Annotated in this window: 19 protein-coding genes; 10 read left to right on the top strand and 9 right to left on the bottom strand. The window is 44.3% G+C overall.

Annotated elements, in window-relative coordinates:
• Positions 1 to 112: 112 nt before the first annotated feature.
• The 3 genes from OC193_RS09810 to OC193_RS09800 are packed head-to-tail and all read right to left on the bottom strand — an operon-like array spanning position 113 to position 4030.
• Positions 113 to 958, bottom strand: coding sequence for a dimethyl sulfoxide reductase anchor subunit family protein (locus OC193_RS09810; RefSeq protein WP_048664725.1), 846 nt, complete (start codon positions 956 to 958; stop codon positions 113 to 115).
• 1 nt (position 959) lies between these two features.
• A complete protein-coding gene (locus OC193_RS09805; RefSeq protein ID WP_004733360.1) occupies positions 960 to 1580 on the bottom strand; it encodes a DMSO/selenate family reductase complex B subunit in 621 nt (206 codons plus the stop codon).
• Positions 1581 to 1591: 11 nt separating this feature from the next.
• Complete coding sequence (locus OC193_RS09800; protein ID WP_048664726.1) at positions 1592 to 4030, bottom strand: DmsA/YnfE/YnfF family dimethyl sulfoxide reductase; 2439 nt, start codon at positions 4028 to 4030, stop codon at positions 1592 to 1594.
• Positions 4031 to 4228: 198 nt separating this feature from the next.
• On the opposite strand from OC193_RS09800, the gene OC193_RS09795 reads away from it, so the two are divergent.
• Positions 4229 to 4795 (top strand): molecular chaperone TorD family protein, encoded by a 567-nt coding sequence (locus OC193_RS09795; protein ID WP_048664727.1) that lies wholly within the window; start codon positions 4229 to 4231, stop codon positions 4793 to 4795.
• The gene (gene napF, locus OC193_RS09790) at positions 4795 to 5310 is read left to right on the top strand and encodes a ferredoxin-type protein NapF (protein ID WP_048664728.1); all 516 of its coding nucleotides are present in this window, start codon (positions 4795 to 4797) and stop codon (positions 5308 to 5310) included. The genes OC193_RS09795 and napF overlap by 1 nt, the downstream gene beginning before the upstream one ends.
• 125 nt (positions 5311 to 5435) lie before the next feature.
• Here the strand turns inward: napF and yfaE are convergent, their stop codons facing one another.
• From yfaE to ubiG, 4 genes are all read right to left on the bottom strand, one after another.
• A complete protein-coding gene (gene yfaE / locus OC193_RS09785) occupies positions 5436 to 5714 on the bottom strand; it encodes a class I ribonucleotide reductase maintenance protein YfaE (RefSeq protein ID WP_048664729.1) in 279 nt (92 codons plus the stop codon).
• A complete protein-coding gene (gene nrdB / locus OC193_RS09780) occupies positions 5714 to 6847 on the bottom strand; it encodes a class Ia ribonucleoside-diphosphate reductase subunit beta (RefSeq protein ID WP_048664730.1) in 1134 nt (377 codons plus the stop codon). Before nrdB ends, yfaE begins: the two co-directional genes overlap by 1 nt.
• 103 nt (positions 6848 to 6950) lie before the next feature.
• Positions 6951 to 9233 carry a class 1a ribonucleoside-diphosphate reductase subunit alpha gene (nrdA, locus tag OC193_RS09775; RefSeq protein WP_048659581.1) on the bottom strand — a complete coding sequence of 761 codons (2283 nt, stop codon included), beginning with the start codon at positions 9231 to 9233 and terminating at the stop codon, positions 6951 to 6953.
• Between the two features lie 508 nt (positions 9234 to 9741).
• Positions 9742 to 10485: a bifunctional 2-polyprenyl-6-hydroxyphenol methylase/3-demethylubiquinol 3-O-methyltransferase UbiG gene (ubiG, locus tag OC193_RS09770; RefSeq protein ID WP_196299422.1), complete on the bottom strand. Its 744-nt coding sequence runs from the start codon at positions 10483 to 10485 to the stop codon at positions 9742 to 9744.
• Between the two features lie 258 nt (positions 10486 to 10743).
• On the opposite strand from ubiG, the gene gyrA reads away from it, so the two are divergent.
• On the top strand, positions 10744 to 13404 hold the full coding sequence (gene gyrA / locus OC193_RS09765) for a DNA topoisomerase (ATP-hydrolyzing) subunit A (protein ID WP_048664731.1): 2661 nt from the start codon (positions 10744 to 10746) through the stop codon (positions 13402 to 13404).
• Positions 13405 to 13577: 173 nt separating this feature from the next.
• A complete protein-coding gene (locus OC193_RS09760) occupies positions 13578 to 14207 on the top strand; it encodes a TPR domain-containing protein (protein WP_048659579.1) in 630 nt (209 codons plus the stop codon).
• A gap of 104 nt (positions 14208 to 14311) precedes the next feature.
• On the opposite strand, the gene OC193_RS09755 is transcribed toward OC193_RS09760, so the two are convergent.
• Positions 14312 to 14656 carry a rhodanese-like domain-containing protein gene (locus OC193_RS09755; RefSeq protein WP_048659578.1) on the bottom strand — a complete coding sequence of 115 codons (345 nt, stop codon included), beginning with the start codon at positions 14654 to 14656 and terminating at the stop codon, positions 14312 to 14314.
• Between the two features lie 125 nt (positions 14657 to 14781).
• Complete coding sequence (nrfA, locus tag OC193_RS09750; protein WP_170960826.1) at positions 14782 to 16212, bottom strand: ammonia-forming nitrite reductase cytochrome c552 subunit; 1431 nt, start codon at positions 16210 to 16212, stop codon at positions 14782 to 14784.
• Between the two features lie 482 nt (positions 16213 to 16694).
• Here nrfA and nrfB point away from each other — a divergent pair, with 482 nt between their 5' ends.
• The 6 genes from nrfB (at position 16695) to nrfF (ending at position 21965) form a co-directional block, all read left to right on the top strand.
• A complete protein-coding gene (gene nrfB, locus OC193_RS09745) occupies positions 16695 to 17279 on the top strand; it encodes a cytochrome c nitrite reductase pentaheme subunit (protein ID WP_017101427.1) in 585 nt (194 codons plus the stop codon).
• Positions 17280 to 17282: 3 nt separating this feature from the next.
• Positions 17283 to 17969 (top strand): cytochrome c nitrite reductase Fe-S protein, encoded by a 687-nt coding sequence (gene nrfC / locus OC193_RS09740; protein WP_048659577.1) that lies wholly within the window; start codon positions 17283 to 17285, stop codon positions 17967 to 17969.
• Positions 17970 to 17971: 2 nt separating this feature from the next.
• Positions 17972 to 18946 carry a cytochrome c nitrite reductase subunit NrfD gene (gene nrfD, locus OC193_RS09735; protein ID WP_048607198.1) on the top strand — a complete coding sequence of 325 codons (975 nt, stop codon included), beginning with the start codon at positions 17972 to 17974 and terminating at the stop codon, positions 18944 to 18946.
• A gap of 124 nt (positions 18947 to 19070) precedes the next feature.
• The gene (locus OC193_RS09730; RefSeq protein ID WP_048664732.1) at positions 19071 to 20993 is read left to right on the top strand and encodes a heme lyase CcmF/NrfE family subunit; all 1923 of its coding nucleotides are present in this window, start codon (positions 19071 to 19073) and stop codon (positions 20991 to 20993) included.
• Positions 20974 to 21528: a DsbE family thiol:disulfide interchange protein gene (locus OC193_RS09725; RefSeq protein ID WP_048664733.1), complete on the top strand. Its 555-nt coding sequence runs from the start codon at positions 20974 to 20976 to the stop codon at positions 21526 to 21528. Before OC193_RS09730 ends, OC193_RS09725 begins: the two co-directional genes overlap by 20 nt.
• Positions 21525 to 21965, top strand: coding sequence for a heme lyase NrfEFG subunit NrfF (gene nrfF / locus OC193_RS09720; protein ID WP_048666454.1), 441 nt, complete (start codon positions 21525 to 21527; stop codon positions 21963 to 21965). Before OC193_RS09725 ends, nrfF begins: the two co-directional genes overlap by 4 nt.
• Positions 21966 to 22037 lie beyond the last annotated feature (72 nt).

Raw genomic sequence — 22037 nt, 5'->3', positions numbered from 1 at the left:
AAATAAAAAGGCCCAACATCTAAATAGGTGTTGGGCCTTTTGTTTATCTAGCCTTCTAGATAACCAAACAAGCAGTGATGTTTACACGTAACTCATGTCTGTAAGAACTTGATTACAAACCGCTTGTCATATGTAAGCTGTAGAACAAACCACGGCCGATTAACTCTGAAGCCAAGAACAGTACTAGTGCTAAGCCAAGGTTAACTGGGTTCACTTTTGCTTTGTTCAGCATAGGTAGAATCCAAATCAACAAGCTTGCCATCAGCAGTGCCACTTGAAGAATCACATAGCTACCTAAACCATCGACTAACTCAGACGCTTTTGCAGCTGAAGTTTGGATGTCACCGATTAGGTTCAGTTTTCCTACTGTCACAAGCAAGCTGATCGCAACAGCAATCACAGCCAGCATGGTGATGTTACGGTCAACTGCAAAGCGGCTGTCGTTTGCGAACACAATCACGAACTGAGACAGCAGCAAGCCACCCACAACCATCGTCATGATGAAGCTTAGTGGTGTGTAGATGTTGTCCCATGTCGGTACTGTGTTGATCATGTATACGTTGATCATCGCGTACATGAAGATAACACCCAGCACCATAGCGCCGACCACCAGTGCTTTTTGGATAGCTACGCCACCTTTCTTAACCACAGACAATAGCCATTGCAGGCCGCCTACTGCGAAGAATGCCGCACCGAAGAACACTTCGTTAGACAACCAAGCCGAGCCTAGTTGGTTAAAGGCATTAAACGCGCGCAGTGGAGAACCCAGGTGCGTTGTCGAGAACATGAAGCCAAGACCCATGAATGCCCACAGAATGAACATTGGAACCTTATAGCTGTTTAGTTTCTCTTCATCGTGACCAAGTACCAGTGCACGAGCACCAATCAGTAAGTAACCACCAACCGCAGTTTGCGCCAGCACCGTAAAGAAGATTAAAGACCACTCATGAAAAATCATCTTACACCTCCTTCGGGTTTGCTAGGTGACCACTGGTATCGCCAGTAGGCTTCGCGTTTTTGTTCAGCTTAATCACGATGTTTGGCAGTGTTTCGGTTGAAGATGGCAGTGGTGCCACATCTGCACCAGAGCCGTACTTCTCGCGAAGCGTATTGATTTCACCAAACTCCAATGCACGAAGTGGGCAAGACTCAACACAGATCGGCTGTTTGCCTTCAGAAACACGTTGGTAGCAACCATCGCATTTGGTCATGTGACCTTTCTTCGCATTGTATTGTGGCGCGCCGTAAGGACACGCATTGCTACAGTGCTGGCAACCAATACATACGCTCTCATCAACCACAACCAAACCGTCTTCATCACGTTTGTGCATAGCGCCCGAAGGACACACTTTCACACACGCTGGGTTAGTACAGTGGTTACAAGCGATAGATAGGTAGTAAGAAAAGACATCTTTTTGAACCCAAGTATCGCCATCTTGAGTGAAGCCACCACCTGCGTATTCGTATACGCGACGGTAGTTCGTTTTAATGTCGAGATCGTTATAATCTTTACAAGCAAGCTGACAGGTTTTACAACCCGTGCATTTACTTGAATCAATGTAAAAGCCGTATTGTTTCATTCCAACCTACCTTATGCTTTCTTTAGCGCTTTGATTTGAACTAGGTTTGTATGCTGAGGGTTACCCTTAGCAAGTGGGCTCGGGCGCTGAGTGGTCAGCACGTTGATAGAGCCTGCATGGTCGATCTTCTGACCATCTGGTGCGTACCATGCACCTTCGCCTAGCGCGACAACTCGAGGAAGGATCCTTGGTGTCACTTTCGCTGGAATGTGTACTTCGCCACGGTCGTTGAAAATACTCACCATGTCGCCGTTTTCGATACCACGTTCTTTCGCATCAATTGGGTTGATCCACAACTCTTGCGGTGCTGCTGCTTTGATTTCTGCAACGTTGCCGTAAGTCGAGTGAGTACGAGCCTTATAGTGGAAACCAGTTAGCTGAAGTGGGTACTTCTCTGCTAATGGGTCGTTGTGGCCTTCAAAAGAATCGGCGTAAATCGGAAGAGGGTGAATCACTTCGTCTTCTTTCAGCTTCCACGTTTTCGCGATATCAGCCAGTTGCTCTGAGTAGATCTCGATCTTGCCACTTGGTGTAGTCAGTGGGTTCGCTTCAGGGTCTTTACGGAAATCTTCGTAAGCGATGTAGTGGTGGTCGTAGCTACGTTTGTAGATACCTAGGTCTTTCATCTCTTCGAAGGTTGGCAGTGTTGGATCGTTCTTACGAGTTTCAGCGTAAAGATGCTCAATCCATTGCTCTTGAGTGCGGCCTTCTGTGAATTCTTTTTCTACGCCCATGCGTTTCGCCAGTTGAGAACACATCTCGTAGATAGATTTCGCTTCGAACTGAGGCTCGATCGCTTTTTGCGCGTAGATGAAGTAAGGCATGTTCGATGCTTTACCATCCATACACCAGTCGTCTTGCTCTGACGTCGTTAAGTCTGGCAGGATGATATCGGCGTATTTCGCAGAAGAAGTCATATGGTTATCAACCACGACAATCATTTCACACGCACTTTCATCTTGAAGAATCGCGTGAGTCTTGTTGATGTCTGAGTGTTGGTTGATGATGCAGTTACCTGCATAGTTCCAGATCATCTTGATTGGGTTTTTAAGGCGCTCTGCACCGCGAACACCATCAGTGATGTCGGTCATTTCATGGTGACGGTAAATCGCATCTGTCCACATGAACATTGAAATTGACGTTTCAACTGGGTTTGGCACAGTAGGGAAGCGAACAAACGGAATGTTGATGTCACTTTCACGAGCACCTGTTGAACCACCTGATACACCCACAGAACCAGTGAGTAGCGACAGCATCGCGATTGCACGACAAGCTAGTTCACCGTTCGCTGTACGTTGTAGGCCCCAACCTTGGTGGATTGCACATGGTTTTGCTGTGCCCATTTCACGGCCAAGCTTAACGATAGTATCAACTGGAATGCCTGTGATCTTAGAGGCCCATTCAGGTGTCTTCTCTACGCCATCTTCACCTAAACCTAAGATGTAAGATTTGTAGTCGCTGTTTTTAGGCGCTGATGCAGGCAGAGTCTTCTCGTCGTAACCTACGCAGTATTTGTCTAGGAACGGTTGGTCGACAAGGTCTTCAGTGATCATCACGTGTGCAAGACCTGCTACCAATGCAGCATCAGTTGAAGGACGAATTGGAATCCATTGATCTTCACGACCACCTGCAGTATCGGTGTAGCGAGGGTCGATGATGATCGTTCTTGCGTTCGATTTGTTTTTGCTTTCTACATAGTGGTGGATCAGACCGCCGCCAGACATACGAGTCTCAGCAGGGTTGTTACCAAATTGGATATTAAGCTTTGTGTTCTCTAGGTCAGAGAAAGAGTTGTTGTTTGCCCAACCACCGTAGGTGTAGCTCAAGCCTTTCGCGATTTGCGCTGTTGAGTAGTCACCGTAGTGGTTTAGGTAACCACCACTTAGGTTCATTAGACGAGCAATTAGCGTTTGTGCTGGTGGCCAAGATTTAGTAACCGTACCGCCAAGGGTGCCTGTACCATAGTTTAGGTAGATAGTGTCGTTGCCGTAGTCTTTGATAAGGCGTTGCATAGTACCAGCGACTTCATCATAAGCTTCTTCCCAGCTAATGCGTTTAAATTTGCCTTCACCACGTTTACCAACACGTTTCATTGGGTATTTCAGGCGATCTGGGTTGTAAACACGGCGGCGCATAGAGCGACCACGTAGACACGCACGAACTTGGTGATGACCATATTCGTCAGTACCTGTGTTGTCTGTTTCTACGTATTTGATTTCACCGTTTTGTACATGCATACGTAAAGGGCAGCGAGAGCCACAGTTTACAGTACATGCACTCCATACGATTTTCTCATCCACATTCTCAGCAACTGCAGCCGCTACTGGTTTGGATTTGAAAGGTAAAGCGATACCGCCCGCGAGTGCGGCTGCACTACCTACCGCAGAAGAAGCTTTCATGAAGCCTCTTCGAGTAAGGTTCATTACCCCAGATTCTTTCTTATTCGTCATTCTAAGATGCCTATTGTTATTGATGTTTAGCACTTTATAGGTAGTTTTGTTTTTGTCTTTTAATATTTAAATATTGATTGATAGGCATCAAATAAGTATGGAATTTAAATCTTATGAATTGAATGTATAAATTAGATCAAAGAATGGAATGGTTTAATTAATATAATTATCTTTAAACCTATTACGGTGTAAATAATAATGATTATCGATACGCACAAACTGTTGGGTTCGCTATTTTATAAAGCGATAAATAAAGAACAGTTGTTAACCATTGTCGAAGCCTTGGTTGAGAGTGAAGTTCTATCCGAAGAATGTCTGCTGGCACTGAGAAGTGAGCAGGAAAGCGCCTTGTCTGCGGAATTTAGTCGCTTGTTCGAAGGCGTTGGAGACATGCCAGCTCCACCTTGGGGCTCTGTATACCTAGATAAAGACCGTGTTGTATTCGGCGCGTCGACTGTGGAATATCGCCAGTTCTTAGAGTTGAATCAGATTGAGTTGGACACAGGATTAAGAGAGCCAGAGGATCAGTTTGGTTTAATGCTATTTGCCCATGCATATTTGTTAGAAAATAATAATATTAATTCAGCTAGTGAATTGCTTGAGTATCATTTATTACCTTGGTCTTCTTTTTATTTGGATAAATTAAATACAGCATCAGATTTATCATTTTATAAGCAGCTATCAAGTGATGTAATAGATTGGTTTAAGTATTTAACATCTGAATATAATTTAAACGTTGCTACTAAAAAGTTATATATCGACTAATGTCTGAACAAATAAATTCAAATAGACGCGGTTTCTTAACTCGACTTTCTAAACCGGTTAAAGCAGCCGTGAATTATGAAGAGATATCACAGCGCTTGCATGCAAGACCGCCAAAAGCGGTTGATGAGGTGCTGTTTGAGCGTCTTTGCGACGGTTGTGGGCTGTGTGAGCAAGCGTGTCCGAATAGCGTTATTGAGATGCTAGAGGGAAGTGCACTGCTGAATTTGGATTACAACAGTTGTTCTATGTGTAACAAATGCACTGAAGTGTGTACGACTGGCGCACTTCATCCAACGGTCACACCTTATATCGACCTCAAGCCAAGCTTTGCCGATACCTGTAACAATTACATGCAAATGGATTGCTCAGCATGCCAAACTGCGTGTTCAGCAGGTGCGCTACACATCGAAGTAGGAGAGTTGCCTACAGTGGATAAAGATAAGTGTAATGGTTGTGGAGAGTGCCGAAGCGCTTGTTATATTGGCTCGGTGACTCTAAACCTGACTCAGCAATAAACGTTTGGTTAGGTGGTTGAGAACTTAAGACACGAATAGAAAAAGGGTCCGCATTCCTAAAGGAAGCGGACCCTTTTTAATTCTTATTGACGATATTCGAACAAGGTGACTTAAAGCCAGTTGGCTTATGCGCGTTTTTGCTTGCTTCTATGAATAACGTTACTCAGCGATAGCTCAGTCTTTGCTTTACAGATACAAGGTAATATTTCATTACCTTGCGTGTAAGCCATTGCAAAACCAACGTACTCGACCTCACCAGAATCCAACGTGCAGCGGCAAGCGCCACAGTGGCCATCTCGGCAGTTGTATTCTGGCTCTAACCCAGCTTGTTCCATTGATTCCAACAGAGTGTTTGAAGGGTTAGATTCAATTGAAGTCAGCTTGTTGATTTTGATTGTTGGCATTACAGCTCAAATCCTTCAAAGTCGTCAGCTTTTACTTCGTTGTCGATCTGACCAACTAGGTAAGAACTGATTTCTGCTTCTTGTGGAGCAACTTGCACGTTGTCTGAAGACAACCAAGCGTTAATCCATGGAATTGGGTTCGATGTTGCTTCTGGGTAAGCGGTACCTAGACCAACAGCCTGCATACGAATATTGGTAATATACTCAACGTATTGGCAAAGAATGTCTTTGTTCAGACCAATCATAGAGCCGTCTTTGAATAGGTACTCTGCCCACTCTTTCTCTTGCTCAGCCGCTTCTTTGAATAGGTCGAAACATTCTTGTTTACACTCTTCAGCGATCTGCATGAATTCGAAATCATCTTGACCGTTGCGTAACAAGTTGATCATGTGCTGTGTACCAGTAAGGTGAAGTGCTTCATCACGAGCGATTAGCTTGATGATCTTCGCGTTACCTTCCATTAGCTCACGCTCAGCGAATGCGAATGAACATGCGAAACTTACGTAGAAACGAATCGCTTCTAGTGCGTTTACAGACATTAGACATAGGTAAAGTTTCTTCTTCAGATCGTGAAGTGAAATCTTAACGTCTTCGCCGTTGATGCTGTGGTTGCCTTCACCGTAGCGGTGGTAGTCAGCCGTCAGCTTGATTAGGTCGTCGTAGTAGAAAGCGATGTCTTTAGCACGCTTCAGGATCTCTTCGTTTTCAACGATGTCGTCGAATACTACGCCTGGATCATTCACGATGTTACGAATGATGTGCGTGTAAGAACGAGAGTGAATCGTTTCTGAGAAAGACCATGTCTCAATCCAAGTTTCTACTTCAGGTAGTGATACCAATGGAAGTAGGGCAACGTTAGGGCTGCGACCTTGGATAGAATCTAGAAGCGTTTGGTACTTCAAGTTAGAGATGAAGATGTGCTTTTCATGCTCAGGAAGCTTGTTGTAGTCGATACGGTCGCTAGACACGTCTACTTCTTCTGGTCGCCAGAAGAAAGAAAGCTGCTTCTCGATAAGCTTTTCGAAGATTTCGAATTTTTGTTGGTCGTAACGTGCAACGTTTACCGACTGACCCAAGAACATTGGTTCTTTTAGTTGGTCATTTTTTTGCTGAGAAAAAGTACTGTAAGCCATAAATGCCTCAAATCCTTTAAAGACCCGTAATAAAACGGACCCTGTTAATGCTTTAAACCCAGAGAAGATAACTCTTCTCTGGGGTCTTAATGTTTATTGCGGTTTAGATCTTACAACCGCCGCCTTCACAATCTTCTTCCGGCACTTGAACTGCATCGCCTTGGTCGTCTTTAGCACCATCACGAGTGTTATGGTAGTAAAGCGTCTTAACACCGTACTTGTACGCTGTTAGTAGGTCTTGAAGCAGCTTCTTCATTGGTACTTTACCGCTGTCGTAAACACTTGGGTCATAGTTAGTGTTTGCAGAGATAGCTTGGTCAACGAATTTTTGCATGATACCTACTAGGTGTAGGTAACCGTCGTTAGAACCAATGTTCCAAAGTAGCTCGTAGTTTTCTTTTAGATTTAGGAAATCTGGAACAACTTGCTTCAGGATGCCGTCTTTCGATGCTTTCACTGATACGTAACCACGTGGTGGCTCGATACCGTTAGTCGCGTTCGAGATTTGAGACGATGTCTCAGAAGGCATAAGCGCTGTTAGCGTAGAGTTACGCAGACCGTGCTCCATGATCTCTTCACGTAGAGAATCCCAATCGTAGTGCAATGGCTCTTCACATACTAAGTCGATATCTTTCTTGTAAGTATCGATTGGCAGTAGGCCTTTCGCGTAGTTGGTCTCGTGGAAAGATGGGCAACGACCTTGCTCTTTCGCTAGTTCAACAGATGCTTTTAGCAAGTGGTATTGAATCGCTTCAAAAGTACGGTGAGTCAGGCCATTGGCGCTGCCATCAGAGTACTTAACACCATTCTTCGCTAGGTAGTATGCGTAGTTGATTACACCCACACCTAGAGTACGACGGTTCATTGTCGACTTGTATGCTGCTGGAAGCGGGTAGTCTTGGTAATCAAGAAGTGCATCTAGTGCACGAACAACCAGTTCAGAAAGCTCTGCTAGGTCGTCTAGTTCATTGATTGCGCCAAGGTTGAATGCTGAAAGCGTACAAAGTGCAATTTCGCCTTCGTCATCTTCTACGTTAGAAAGCGGCTTAGTTGGTAGCGCGATTTCTAGACATAGGTTCGATTGACGAACAGGTGCAACTTCAGAATCAAACGGGCTGTGTGTATTACAGTGGTCAACGTTCTGAATGTAGATACGACCAGTAGAAGCACGCTCTTGCATTAGCAGAGAGAACAGCTCAACAGCTTTTACTGTTTCACGCTTCACTGATGGATCGTTTTCGTACTTAACGTATAGCTCTTCAAAACGGTCTTGGTTTTCGAAGAACGCATCGTAAAGGCCAGGTACGTCAGAAGGTGAGAACAGGCTGATGTTGCCACCTTGAACAAGACGAGAGTACATAAGCTTGTTCAGCTGTACGCCGTAATCCATGTGACGAACACGGTTCTCTTCAACGCCGCGGTTGTTTTTCAGTACTAATAGAGACTGAACTTCACCGTGCCATAGTGGGTAGAACACTGTTGCTGCGCCACCACGAACACCACCTTGAGAACAACATTTTACTGCTGTTTGGAAGTATTTGTAGAAAGGGATACAGCCAGTGTGGAACGCTTCACCATTACGGATTTCAGAACCAAGCGCACGGATACGACCTGCGTTGATACCAATACCAGCACGTTGAGATACGTAACGAACAATTGAGCTTGCTGTTGCGTTGATAGAATCAAGGCTGTCACCACACTCGATCAGTACACAAGAACTGAATTGACGAGTAGGCGTACGTACACCAGACATGATCGGTGTAGGTAGAGAAATCTTAAACGTAGACGATGCGTCGTAAAAACGTTTGATGTAGTCAAGACGAGTCGATTTCGGGTACTTAGCGAATAAACACGCAGCAACTAAAATGTAAAGGAACTGAGCACTCTCGTAGATTTCTTTCGTTACACGGTTTTGCACGAAGTATTTACCTTCGAGCTGCTTAACCGCTGCGTAAGAGAAGTCTAAGTCACGTTTGTGGTCGATGTACTCGTCAAGCTCGTCAAACTCAGCTTTCGTGTAGTCTTCCATAAGGTGGCTATCGTATTTACCCATATCAACCAGTTTTGCAACGTGGTCATACAGTGCAGGCGGCTCGTATTCGCCGTACGCTTTTTTACGTAGGTGGAATACAGACAGACGTGCTGCTAGATATTGGTAATCAGGAGTCTCTTCAGAGATTAAATCCGCTGCCGACTTGATGATAGTCTCATGAATGTCAGTAGTGGTGATGCCATCGTAAAACTGAATGTGAGCTTTCAATTCTACTTGTGATACAGAAACATTGTGCAAGCCTTCAGCTGCCCATGTAATCACGCGATGGATCTTCTCTAGATCGATCGTTTCTTTGCGCCCGTTACGCTTGGTAACAGTAAGTTGTTGGTTCATTCTGCTTAATTTCCCTAACAAAACTGAACAAGGCCGTGTTTTTGTGTATTTCTGTGTAACTTTTGTAAATTACGTTTCGGCTTTGTGATCTTGGTCTACCCATATATTGTAGTTCAAACACAACATATAGGGGTCATTTGTTTGTTGGGTTACAAGATAGTGCTACAACTGATATTTTTCAAGGTAAAGAAATTGGGTTGCTTGTGGATAAGTGGTGGATTGAAAAAAAACTGTAAGTGACCACTAACTGATGAGGTTAGATGTGACTTGATTGTATAAAAGTCGGCTTTTAATGATGCTTTATTTTTGCACGCCCATAAAAAAAAATCCCTTGATCTTTGACCAAAATAGGCGATGGATTTTGGGCGATTAAATTTAAATCGAGGTGGTCAAAATGGAAGCTAGCGCACGAAATTTAGACTGAAAAAAGTCGCAAACTTATGGTAATTGCAACTCTTTTCATTCGTCTTTTTTACAAAAGGTTTTACGGTAGGGCTACCGATATTTTTTAGCCGAAGTTTTGCGTGTGGACGATGTAGTTTACGTCTACATTTGTGCCTAAACGGTAAGTGTCCGTAAGAGGGTTGTAGTGCAGTCCTGTAATCCCTAATTCTTGCAGCGGCGTGTTATCAACCATCTTGATAAGTTCAGCAGGGCGAATGAATTTCTCGTGTTCATGAGTGCCTTCAGGAACAATCTTCAATAGCTTCTCTGCACCAACAATCGCAAACAAGTAAGATTTGAAGTTACGGTTCAATGTAGAAAAGAACACGTGGCCGCCCGGTTTCACCAATTTCGAACAGGCAGTGATAACAGATTGCGGATCAGGAACGTGTTCAAGCATTTCCATGCACGTTACCGCATCGTACGTCTGTGGGTTCTGGTCTGCGTGGTCTTCGATAGTGCTCTGGATGTAATCGAGCTTGGTGCCAGTTTCCAATGCGTGAAGGCGCGCTACTTCTAGCGGCTCTTTACCCATGTCTAGGCCAGTCACTATCGCACCTTCAACCGCCATGCTTTCTGCAAGAATACCGCCGCCGCAGCCAACATCGAGGACTTTCTTGCCAAACAGGCCTTCCGTCTTCTCTAACACGTAATTTAGGCGCAGTGGGTTGATTTGATGTAGCGGCTTAAATTCGCCTTCTAGATCCCACCAGCGTGACGCCATGTCTTCGAATTTCTTTATTTCTGCTGGGTCTACGTTCTGTGATTTAGTCATAATCGGCATTTCCAAGTTAAATAATGCATCCATGAAATTGCAGGCATTATAACTTGCCTTTTCGCGCTGACCAGAAGATCTACAATTTTGCTAGTTTATTGGATGTAAAGTGACCATGTTTCAGCAAGATATGATGCGGAGGTGCAATTTTTCATCAATTGATTGGCTACAAGGGTCACAAGATGGTAAAAGGAGAGGGAAAGTGATGCCTCCGTAGGTAAATTTGTGTTATATTTTTCGGTCTTATACGTATTCAAAAATACGATCTGACTATAGAGGGAAAATGGCTCTATGAGCGATCTAGCGAAAGAGATCACGCCCGTAAATATTGAAGATGAGCTTAGAGGTTCATACCTAGACTACGCGATGTCCGTCATCGTTGGTCGTGCCCTTCCAGATGTGCGTGATGGCCTAAAACCAGTACACCGCCGCGTTTTGTTCGCGATGAATGTACTAGGTAATGATTGGAACAAACCATATAAAAAGTCTGCTCGTGTAGTAGGTGATGTAATCGGTAAATACCACCCGCATGGTGATAGTGCTGTATACGATACAATTGTTCGTATGGCGCAACCGTTCTCACTGCGTTACATGCTAGTTGATGGCCAAGGTAACTTTGGTTCTATCGATGGCGACTCCGCGGCTGCAATGCGTTATACCGAAGTTCGTATGGCGAAAATTGCTCACGAGCTACTGGCTGACCTTGATAAGGAAACTGTGGATTACGTACCGAACTACGATGGTACAGAACAAATTCCAGCAGTACTTCCTACAAAAATTCCTAACCTATTGGTAAACGGTGCTTCTGGTATCGCAGTAGGTATGGCTACCAACATTCCACCACATAACCTTGGTGAAGTTGTTGATGGCTGTTTGGCTTACATCAATAATGAAGAGATCACTATTGATGAGCTAATGGACTACATTCCTGGTCCTGACTTCCCAACAGCAGCACTTATCAGTGGTCGTAAAGGCATCGTTGATGCTTATAAGACTGGCCGCGGTAAGGTTTACATGCGTTCAAAAGCGGATATCGAAGTAGAGAAGAATGGTAAAGAAACCATTATCGTTACTGAGATCCCTTACCAAGTAAACAAAGCTCGTTTGATCGAGAAGATTGCTGAACTGGTTAAAGATAAGAAAGTCGAAGGCATCAGTGCACTGCGTGACGAATCTGATAAAGATGGTATGCGTATTGTTATTGAATGTAAGCGTGATGCAGTAGGCGAAGTGGTTCTAAACAACCTATACGCTCAAACTCAACTGCAAACGACTTTCGGTATCAACATGGTTGCGTTGAACAACGGTCAACCACAGTTGTTCAACATCAAAGACATGCTTAAGTGCTTCGTAGACCACCGTCGCGAAGTTGTTACACGTCGTACTATCTTCGAACTGAAGAAAGCGCGCGATCGTGCACACATCCTTGAAGCGTTGTCTCTAGCACTTGCTAACATCGACGAAATCATTGAGCTTATTCGTAACGCTCCAACACCAGCTGAAGCAAAAGCTGGCTTAGTTGCACGCGGTTGGGATCTTGGTAACGTTGCTTCAATGCTTGAGCGTGCTGGTACTGATGCGGCTCGTCCTGATTGGTTGGAAGACCAATACGGCATCCGCGATGGCCAATACTTCCTAACGGAAACACAAGCACAAGCTATTCTAGAACTTCGTCTTCACCGCCTAACTGGCCTTGAGCACGAGAAGATTCTAGACGAGTACAAAGCACTTCTAGAAGAAATCGCTGAGCTAATGCACATCCTTGCAAGCACTGAGCGTTTGATGGAAGTTATCCGCGAAGAACTTGAAGCGGTACGTGAAATCTATGGCGATGAGCGTCGTACAGAAATCACAGCTGCAGTTCATGACATCGACATGGAAGAGCTGATTGCTCAAGAAGACGTTGTAGTAACGCTTTCTAACGCAGGTTACGTTAAGTACCAAATCCTAAGCGACTACGAATCTCAACGTCGTGGTGGTAAAGGTAAGAGTGCAACTAAGATGAAAGATGAGGATTACATTGAGCGTCTGCTTGTTGCTAATACTCACGATAACATCCTATGTTTCTCTACTCGTGGTAAGACATACCGTCTGAAAGTTTACCAACTACCATTAGCAAGTCGTACTGCTCGTGGTAAGCCTATCGTGAACATTCTTCCTCTAGAAGAAGGTGAACGTATCACGGCTATCCTGCCTGTTTCTGAGTTCTCTAACGAGAAATTCATCTTCATGGCAACAGGTGACGGTACAGTTAAGAAGACATCTCTGGATCAATTCGCAAACGTACGTGCTAACGGCCTAATCGCAGTTAACCTACGTGACGACGATTCACTGATTGGCGTTGACATCACTAACGGTGATAGCGACATCATGCTGTTCTCTAAATCGGGCAAAGTTGTTCGCTTTAACGAGGACAAAGTACGCGCAATGGGCCGTACTGCCTCTGGTGTTCGTGGTATGAAGCTTCCAGAAGACGATCAAGTGGTTTCACTGATTGTTCCTTCTAACGAAGGCGATATCCTAACTGTGACTCAAAATGGTTACGGTAAGCGTACTGAGCTAGCAGAATACCCAACGAAAGGCCGTGCAACGCAAGGTGTAGTATCTATCAAAGTCTCTGAACGTAACGGCCCAGTTGTTGGCGCTGTTCAAGTTGAAGAAGGCGATGAAATGATGATGATCACCGACGCAGGTACACTAGTACGTACTCGCGTAGCGGAAGTAAGCCAAGTTGGTCGTAACACTCAAGGTGTAACACTGATTCGTACTGCTGAAGACGAGAATGTTGTAGGTCTACAACGTATTGACGAAGTAGAAGAAGCTGAGATTGTAGAAGACGATGCTGAAGAAGCAAATGCTGAAACTATCAACGCTGAAGTTGCTGAATCAAGTGAAGAGCAAGCATCAGATGCTTCTGACTCTGAAAGTGATAGCGAGCAAGATACTGAGTAATCTCGATTACGTTAAGTAATTAAGCTTACCATTGAAAAAACCGAGCCTAAGTGCTCGGTTTTTTATTGTCTGCTCGTTTATTCTGATTGGCGTAAATCCTAATAGCTAAGTCTCGATCAATATTGCCTGATTGGGAAAGTGGTAAACTTAAAGGGTTGATAAAGGAGTGTGGAATGGACATCTGGTTGTTGGTTGCGTTAGTACTAATGAGCCTGTTTTTGATCGTGGTCGTTATTGCCGCGAGCGACAATGGTAGTCATCTAAAAGGCAATGTGGTGATTTCCCTTACTGCAGTGGCTCTGAGTGTGCTTATCTGGTCTCAAATGAAACAGGAGACACCTCAACTTCCTTTGGATGATAGCAATGGTTACACGGCAACAGATTTCGAAGGTGAGCTTCAACAAAGCCTCAAACAAGATCCGAATCAATCCGATTTGTGGTTTAAGCTGGGTGGTGTGTATATGCAGAAAGGAGAGTTTGATGCAGCGTTCACCTGTTATGACTACGCGATTCGATTGGATCCTCAAGCACCATCGGGCCTTTATGCGGCCAAAGCAACCGCACTTTATTACCTCAGCTCTCAAACGATGAGCGATGACGTGAATGCGTTATTGGATCACTCAATGCAGCTTGATCCCAATGATCGTACGGCATTGATGCTGATTGCGACCGATCATTTCATCAGCATGCGCTATCAACAAGCGATTGATGCGTGGACTCAAATCCTCGACTCCAATCAAAAGGGGATTGATCGCGTTTCGATTATTCACTCGATCAACCAAGCCAAACAGATGATCCGCTAAGCTTGGTCAATAGGCTGTTCTTCCTGATTAGCTTTTGAAGCTATTTGTCTTTGAAACGACTTACCTTTGAAGCGTTTAGCCTCTAAAGCCATTAATCTCTCAAGCTATTGGCTTTCTTGCATTTCTATTAACCCACCTGCGTTGTGGATTTGAGTAAATCCTTGAGCTCGCAAGAATTGATAGGCTTGTCCTGAACGATTACCACTGCGGCAATACAAAACGATCGGTTGGTCTTTATCTATCTTGGCGAAGTGAGTAGCGACTTCAGAAAGAGGGTAGTTGATGGCGTTGTTCAGATGCCCTTGTTCGAACTCTGCAGGTGTTCTGACATCAACCACTAATGCGCCTTTCTCTATTAATTCCCACCCTGTCTCAGCACGCTCAGAGGCTTGAACGCCTGAACTGAGTAGTGCGATACATAATGCTGAAAGTGAAAGTAAGGTTTTCATTATCTATTCCTTGAATTGGCGAGTGGATTGGGGAGGAGATATTAATGTGTATTGCCCCAAACCTAAAAAACCAGCCACACAATAATAGTGTGACTGGTTTTTACGTAATGGTCTAATTGAAGAAACTAGTATTCGTAGCTGGCTTCACGCTTTTCAGCTTGCTCTTCCCATTTAGGAACAACTGTGTCTAAGAAGTGTTGTTTTTCAGCGTTCATCTTATCCATGTCCATTCCAAGCGCTTTTTGAGCCGCCTCTTTGGTTGAGATGTCTGGAATCTCGATTGGATCAGTGATGCCTTTCTTCGCCAGTAGACGAACAATCTTAGTACGAGCATCGGCTGCGCGGTCAACGGCAGTGCCTAGCACTTCTAGAGCGATTTCAGGTGCATGCATATGTACGCCGTGAGACGCAATAGCGTAGTCCCAACGCCATTGAGCGTGACGGATATCCAGTAGGATAGGCTCCATCTCTTGCTCTGTCGCACCTGCTTCCCATGCCGCGCCTGCTTCAAAGTGAGCGGCAACGATTTGTTTCTCAGCGGTCAGCTTCATGTTTAGCACTTGAGCTTTACGGCTTGAAACGATGTTACGCATGGTTTCTTTAGATTGAGTGTGACAGTTTGCACACGTATCTTCGAAGCGGTCGAATGGGTTACCCACTTTATGGTCGGTATAAACGGTGCCATCTTCTTTGGTCACTTTCGGCATATGACAGTCAACACAAGCAACTTTGTTTTTGCCGTGAATGCCTTCACGCCACGTTTCATAGCCAGGGTGCTGTGCTTTTAGCATTGGCGCTTTAGATACTTTGTGCGTCCAATCTTTAAAGCCGATTCCATCGTAATACTCTTCCATTTGCTCAACACGAGTCCCTTTGTCCCAAGGGAATTTCACGCCTTTTGTTGGCCCTGTGAAGTAGTATTCCACATGACATTGAGCACAAACGGAAGCTTGTTGATCTAAGCGACCTTGGTCTTCAAACTTCTTACCAATCGCATCGAACGCACGTTCAACATAAGGACGCGTCACCTTCAGTGCTGGCTCACCATTTTTAAAGCCTTCGCTTTGGGTGTCGTGACAGTCGGCACAGCCAATAGGATTCACAATCTCGTTGCCAAGACGTGCCCATTTACCTTCAAAGTAACCGTCTTCACCACGCTCTTCGATAACACGTGCTACGTCTGGGCTTTTACAGCTCCAGCACGCCATTGGCATAGGGCCAGAGTTTTCGTCCGTTGGGCCGCCAGTACGAAGTGTTTGTCGTACATCGTCAATCGCATAAAAGTGACCACGTGCCTTGTTGTAATCTTTTGCGAAGCCGTAGCCAGCCCACATGATAACCATGTTGGGATCTTCTTTTAGTGCGTCTTCAATGGTTTCGCTTTCTGAAGTCTGTCTCCATGAATGATATTGATCTGGGTGGTTTTGCTCGAACTGGTCGTTACGAGGGTCGCCAATTTCTTTTTGTTCAGACGCAGCAAAACTGGTTGCGCTTGCTAGTGATGCGCTAACCATTAATAGTGCTGTGACCGAATTACGTATCCAATGCTTTTTCACAGTGATATCTCCAATATACTGATTCTTATACCAAGCGTTGTGAGTTTGCTATTCAAATTAAGAACTGGAGAATTCCTGTTTATATTAATTCATAAACAAACACATTTTGTTACGTGTTGGATATAGCTTGTCTTAGATCAATTAATGGTAGTGACTTCAATCACGTTGAAGTTTATATAACCCTAAAGGGGTATTGGTGGGTAGGATTATCAAAATATCAATTGATAATTATTATCATATATAACAATCAATTACCTAGATTGACCATGATATAAATAGGGTGATTGCGTTCACAGATTAACCCATTCAAATTTCGTATTACCCAATTAGAGGTATATTCTAACTATAGAAAGCGTTGTGGCTTATCCAAAATAAGAATTGATATCATTTAAGCGGTAATAATATCGTTTAAGGGTACTTTTGTTTAACCGGAATATTATTTAGTTGAGAGTTAAATAATGCCGGTATAAGGAAAGGATAAAATGGGCAATATTAAATTGGCCATAGTCATAATGCTTAAATCCCTTCTAGCATTCTGCCTCTATGGTTATTCCATTCATGCTGTTGCTGAGCCTGCTGTTACGCCAGTAGGAGAATCAACAAGACATGAAGTCGAATTAATACGTGACAAAGACTACAAGTGTGTTCAATGCCATAAAGATTCAAAAGAAACGGTATTGGGTTCACATGGTGAAAGTGCACACGCTTTACTTGGTCGTGAAGTAAATTGTACCGACTGTCATAGTTCTATTAGCCCCGATCACCGTGAAGGTGCACCTGAAGTGGTGAAGTATCGCGCGGCTCAATCACAACCGGGAACCGAGAAGGTTTTCCTAGACCCTAGCTTAATTTTAGATGCCAATAGCCAATGTATAGATTGTCACAAACCGGATGATCTGCGCGAAGCTAGTTGGACCCACGATGTTCACGCGCAAAACTTAACGTGTTCAAACTGTCATGATGTTCATGCGACTGAAGCAAAGGTGTTGGGCTTAGATAAAAAGCAAACCATCAAGCTGTGTGTGGATTGCCATTCAGACTTCAACCAGAAGAAAGAAGAGGAGTAATCTATGAGCTGCTCAAGAAGAAACTTTTTAGCTGGCGCTGGTGCCGTTATTTTTACTACAAGTGTTGCGGGAACGGCGGCGGTAACAAGCCGTAAAACGCTAGCCAATGTTCAAGAGGACGGGGCTAAACGTTATGGAATGATTCATGACGAGACCGCGTGTATTGGTTGCACCGCTTGTACAGAAGCATGTCGTGAAGTAAACAAAGTGCCTGAAGGCGTGTCGCGCTTAGAAATTATTAAGAGCGAACCCCAAGGCGAATATCCAAATGTTGATTACCGTTTTACTCGTAACTCTTGCCAACATTGTGATAATGCACCCTGCGTGATGGTTTGCCCAACAGGCGCGGCCTACAAAGATGAAAAAACTGGCATCGTTGATGTGCATAAAGAGAAGTGTGTCGGTTGTGGTTACTGTTTGTTAGCGTGCCCGTATCAAGTGCGCTTCTTCCACCCTGAGAATAAATCGGCTGATAAATGTAACTTCTGTCGTGATACCAATCTTGCACAAGGGAAGCTGCCTGCTTGTGTCGAATCTTGCCCGACCAAGGCGCTAGTATTTGGCGATCTAAATGACCCTAAGAGTGAGATAAACCAGGTGCTTAAATCTGAGGTGGTTTACAGGGATAAAGCTTATCTAGGCACTCAGCCAAAACTCTACAAAGTGCCACACCAAAAAGGGGAGATTTGATTATGAGTGCATGGGACACAGCTTTTCAGTCTGGTACTGTGGTATGGGACTGGATTATAGCAATCTATCTATTTCTCGCGGGGATGTCGGCAGGTGCCGTAATGATCTCCATTTACCTAAAACGTAAGGTCATTGAAGGCGATCCTGCTCATAATGGGGTGTTAAAGGCCACGGCTTTTCTCGCGCCATTCGGGATCATTTCAGGTCTGCTTATCTTGGTTTTCCACCTGACAAAACCGTTATCCTTTTGGAAGATCATGATCTTCTATAACCCAACATCTGTGATGTCGATGGGTGTGATCTTATTCCAAGTGTATATGGTGATCCTATTCCTTTGGATCGGCATTATATTCCGGGATCAAATTGTCGTGTTCTTGAATGACCAAGCTTGGTTAAAAGGGCGACTCGATTTTGTCGGTAACTGGATTGGCAAATTGGAAGTGTTTGAGAATGCTTTGGAAATCTTCTTAGCTGTTCTTGCTCTGATGCTTGCCGCTTATACCGGATTCTTGTTGTCAGCTTTGAATACTTTCCCACTATTGAATAACCCAGTGTTGCCGATTTTGTTCTTATTCTCGAGCTTATCCTCAGGAGCGGCGGCGTGTATTTTATTTGGTGTGTTGGTCTTTAAGGAATCACCTCATAGCCCGAGTATTTCATGGATCCACGGATTCGAACGTCCGGTCGTGATGTTTGAGTTGTTTGTTCTTATTACTTTCTTTACTGGGCTTATCTTCGCTGGTGGTCAAAGTGAGCAAGCAGTATGGAACGCAATTGGCAGTGGTTTCTGGGCGAGTTGGTTCTGGTACGGCGTCATCGGTGTCGGCATGGTTTTACCGTTGTTGCTGAATGCAGTGACACCAACCTCAATCCGCCATAGCTCGGTGTATATTTTTTCAGTGACTTCGCTAAGCCTAATGGGTGTATTAATGCTGCGAACGTTTGTCCTTTACGCAGGGCAGTTAACGATAGCTTAATTTTGCTCAAGTAAGCAGATGTTGGATACTGGTCATCTGCTTACTTGGTTCCTGTTTATTGGAACAGTATAAGTGAACAATTGTTTAACTTGGCTCTGCTCAAGCGGAGCCTTATTGAGGTGATATGGTCGGTTCTTTGGGGCTGTTTAGTTTGGTGTTGGTCGCTGTTCTTAGCAGCATTATTGGTGTGCATTCGTTTTATCAAATGCTAAACAAACGGACGCAAAATATAGGTTTAATCCGTAGTTTCTCTCTTTCAAGTGCATTGTTTTCTCTCACTTCTGTCGTATTGCTTGGTTATGCCTTTGTCAGTGATGACTTCTCTATCTTATATGTCGCTGAACATTCAAATACTCAATTACCCTCATTTTTTAAGCTAGCAGCCGTATGGGCTGGCCATGAAGGTTCCTTGTTATTTTGGGTACTTACGATTAGCGTTTGGTCTGGCGTGATTGCCCTACAAAAACACTATTCGAATGAATACCAAAGCCGTGTGTTGTGGGTAATGAATCTACTGCTCGCGATATTTGCTTGGTTCACCTTATTCGCATCAAACCCATTTGAAATGAATTCGATTTTGCCGCTAGAAGGGCGTGACCTAACCCCAATGCTGCAAGATGTCGGCCTGATTTTTCATCCTCCATTACTTTACCTTGGCTATGTCGGCTTTTCTGTGGTGCTGGCGTTTGCTGTTGCGGCCTTATTGGTTGATCCTATTGAGTTTGATTGGGTTTCCCATTGTCGCAGTTGGTGTCTCGTCGCTTGGATCTTTTTAACTGCAGGGATCATTCTTGGTTCGTGGTGGGCGTATTACGAATTAGGTTGGGGCGGCTGGTGGTTCTGGGATCCTGTTGAAAATGCCAGTTTGTTGCCGTGGCTTACTTCGACCGCATTACTGCACAGCCTAGGTGTTGCAAAGGGCAAACAACAGCTCCTAAAATGGTCTCTCAGCCTTGCTTTCATTACGTTTTGCCTGAGTATCTTAGGCACCTTTATTGTTCGTTCTGGAGTACTAACATCGGTACATGCTTTTGCTGTCGACCCAACTAAAGGTATTGCACTGCTGCTTATATTAGTTCTGGTACTCGTAAGTTCATTTTCTCTGCTTATCGTCAGAGGTGAATCTTTTGAATCTAATCCGATTACCAGCTTCGCCAGCAAAAGCTTTTTGAGCTTAGTTGCGGTGCTTATTTTTGTGCTGGCGACTGCTGTCGTGGTATTCGGCACGTTTTATCCAATGGTCTTTGAGTTGCTAGGCCTAGGAAACATCTCGGTCGGTGCGCCTTACTTTAATCTGTTGATTGCACCTTTAGCGTTACTCGCCCTTGGCGTGGTTGGCTTAGCTCCATTGCTCAGTATCAAACCTCAAGCAACTAAAGGCGTGATTGCCTCGTTAGCTGTGGTGTCATTTGTGCTTGGGTACATTTGTTATTCTTGGCAAGTGGAACAGGGACATCTACAAGTGATGGTGCTGCTGACTTGGGGGCTGGCATTCTGGGTTTTATTGACGCACGTTTATGGTTTAGTGGTTACGCGAAGATCCAAGTTCCAACGTAAAGTATGGGTGATGACCTTTGCGCATGTTGGAGTAGCGGTATTGGCTGTCGGTGCTGCTATGAACAGTTACCACTCGTTTGAGCGTAGCTATAAATTAAGCCCAGGTGAACAGGTGGAATTCATGGATTGGACGCTTTCTCATCGTGATACCGAGCTCTATGTCGCCTCCAACTTTACTGCAGAAAAAGCGATACTCGAATTAGATGCTAGCGAGCAAAGCTTTTCCATCGCGCCAGAAAGAAGACACTACCAAGTTCGTGTTATGAACATGAGTGAGCCTGCAATGAAGTGGTTCTGGCATGGCGATGTTTATATCACCATGGGAGAGAAAGTAGACTCAATAGCCTATGTATTCCGTGTTCAGTACAAAGCGTATGCACGCTGGATTTGGTTTGGTGGGTTGTTCTCCATTCTCGGCGCTTTACTCTCATTAACTCATCGTAGAAAGAAAACCGTTAAGGCGTCACAGTATGCATACCAGCGTTCGTAACAAGCTCATCACGTTAATTGTCTTGGCATTAGTGATGGTGTTGGGTTTTGCCTTTGCACTCAATAATAAGCAGCAATCTACGACTGTGTCGGAGCAGAAGAGGGCATTTCCTGAATTCGTGTCTGCTGCGTTAGTCAATAGCGAAGGCATCAGTAGCAAACAGGAAATTACGTTGACTGATGTCACTCAGCACCCTTATCAACTAGTGAATGTATGGGCGTCGTGGTGTGGTATCTGCAAAACCGAACATGCTTTTTTACTCAAACTTAATGATAAAGGTATTCCAATTATTGGGCTCAATTATCGAGATAACTCTGCGGCAGCAATCAATGTGTTATTGAGCGATGGCAATCCGTACTCTACTGTGATCAGTGATCCTCAAGGTAAGCTAGCGTTAGAGTTGGGCGTAATCGGCACCCCTGAAACGTATCTGGTCGACGCTGATGGCCAAATCATTAAGAAGTTACTGGGCGTGGTCAATGAATCTGTATGGCAAGAAGAACTTGCGATGTATTTTGATGGTGCGAATGGATGATGAAGTCTTTAATACAAACACTCGTTATGCTGTCTACGCTTATGTTTGTTAGTTTTCCGACTTTGGCGGAAGACCTGTTTACAGCCAGTAATAAAGACACGAGTATTCAAGTTGAACTATTCGAGTTTGAAAACCCTGAACAGCAGCAGCGCGCAATTACATTGGCTAAAACGCTACGTTGCCCGCAATGCCAGAACCAAAACCTGATTGAGTCGAACTCTCCGATAGCAAAAGACTTACGTCTCGTTGTATTCAAAATGGTGAAAGCAGGGCAGAGTAATAATGAAATCACTCAATATATGACAGAAAGGTTCGGCGAATTTGTGCTCTATAAACCTGCAATGAGTGTTTCAAACTTATTACTTTGGCTACTTCCAAGCCTATTACTTCTCTTATTTATATATTTATCAGTAAAAAGTGTTAGAAAGAGCTCATAAAAATTATGTATTACTGTTTACCAATTGACCTGTATTTTGTAACATTAAAGGATTATAAAGGCTAAGCACTGT

It is taken from the genome of Vibrio crassostreae, assembly GCF_024347415.1.
GTDB classification, from domain to species: Bacteria; Pseudomonadota; Gammaproteobacteria; order Enterobacterales; family Vibrionaceae; genus Vibrio; species Vibrio crassostreae.
Note: the sequence above shows the minus strand (reverse complement) of the source record. Positions and strands in the feature narration are given on the sequence as shown.

What these genes read in the sequence shown, in the direction of transcription:
- OC193_RS09810 (WP_048664725.1), bottom strand. Translation starts at nt 958, where the DNA reads ATGATTTTTCATGAGTGGTCTTTAATCTTCTTTACGGTGCTGGCGCAA.
- OC193_RS09805 (WP_004733360.1), bottom strand. Translation starts at nt 1,580, where the DNA reads ATGAAACAATACGGCTTTTACATTGATTCAAGTAAATGCACGGGTTGT.
- OC193_RS09800 (WP_048664726.1), bottom strand. Translation starts at nt 4,030, where the DNA reads ATGACGAATAAGAAAGAATCTGGGGTAATGAACCTTACTCGAAGAGGC.
- OC193_RS09795 (WP_048664727.1), top strand. Translation starts at nt 4,229, where the DNA reads ATGATTATCGATACGCACAAACTGTTGGGTTCGCTATTTTATAAAGCG.
- napF (WP_048664728.1), top strand. Translation starts at nt 4,795, where the DNA reads ATGTCTGAACAAATAAATTCAAATAGACGCGGTTTCTTAACTCGACTT.
- yfaE (WP_048664729.1), bottom strand. Translation starts at nt 5,714, where the DNA reads ATGCCAACAATCAAAATCAACAAGCTGACTTCAATTGAATCTAACCCT.
- nrdB (WP_048664730.1), bottom strand. Translation starts at nt 6,847, where the DNA reads ATGGCTTACAGTACTTTTTCTCAGCAAAAAAATGACCAACTAAAAGAA.
- nrdA (WP_048659581.1), bottom strand. Translation starts at nt 9,233, where the DNA reads ATGAACCAACAACTTACTGTTACCAAGCGTAACGGGCGCAAAGAAACG.
- ubiG (WP_196299422.1), bottom strand. Translation starts at nt 10,485, where the DNA reads ATGGATGCATTATTTAACTTGGAAATGCCGATTATGACTAAATCACAG.
- gyrA (WP_048664731.1), top strand. Translation starts at nt 10,744, where the DNA reads ATGAGCGATCTAGCGAAAGAGATCACGCCCGTAAATATTGAAGATGAG.
- OC193_RS09760 (WP_048659579.1), top strand. Translation starts at nt 13,578, where the DNA reads ATGGACATCTGGTTGTTGGTTGCGTTAGTACTAATGAGCCTGTTTTTG.
- OC193_RS09755 (WP_048659578.1), bottom strand. Translation starts at nt 14,656, where the DNA reads ATGAAAACCTTACTTTCACTTTCAGCATTATGTATCGCACTACTCAGT.
- nrfB (WP_017101427.1), top strand. Translation starts at nt 16,695, where the DNA reads ATGGGCAATATTAAATTGGCCATAGTCATAATGCTTAAATCCCTTCTA.
- nrfC (WP_048659577.1), top strand. Translation starts at nt 17,283, where the DNA reads ATGAGCTGCTCAAGAAGAAACTTTTTAGCTGGCGCTGGTGCCGTTATT.
- nrfD (WP_048607198.1), top strand. Translation starts at nt 17,972, where the DNA reads ATGAGTGCATGGGACACAGCTTTTCAGTCTGGTACTGTGGTATGGGAC.
- OC193_RS09730 (WP_048664732.1), top strand. Translation starts at nt 19,071, where the DNA reads ATGGTCGGTTCTTTGGGGCTGTTTAGTTTGGTGTTGGTCGCTGTTCTT.
- OC193_RS09725 (WP_048664733.1), top strand. Translation starts at nt 20,974, where the DNA reads ATGCATACCAGCGTTCGTAACAAGCTCATCACGTTAATTGTCTTGGCA.
- nrfF (WP_048666454.1), top strand. Translation starts at nt 21,525, where the DNA reads ATGATGAAGTCTTTAATACAAACACTCGTTATGCTGTCTACGCTTATG.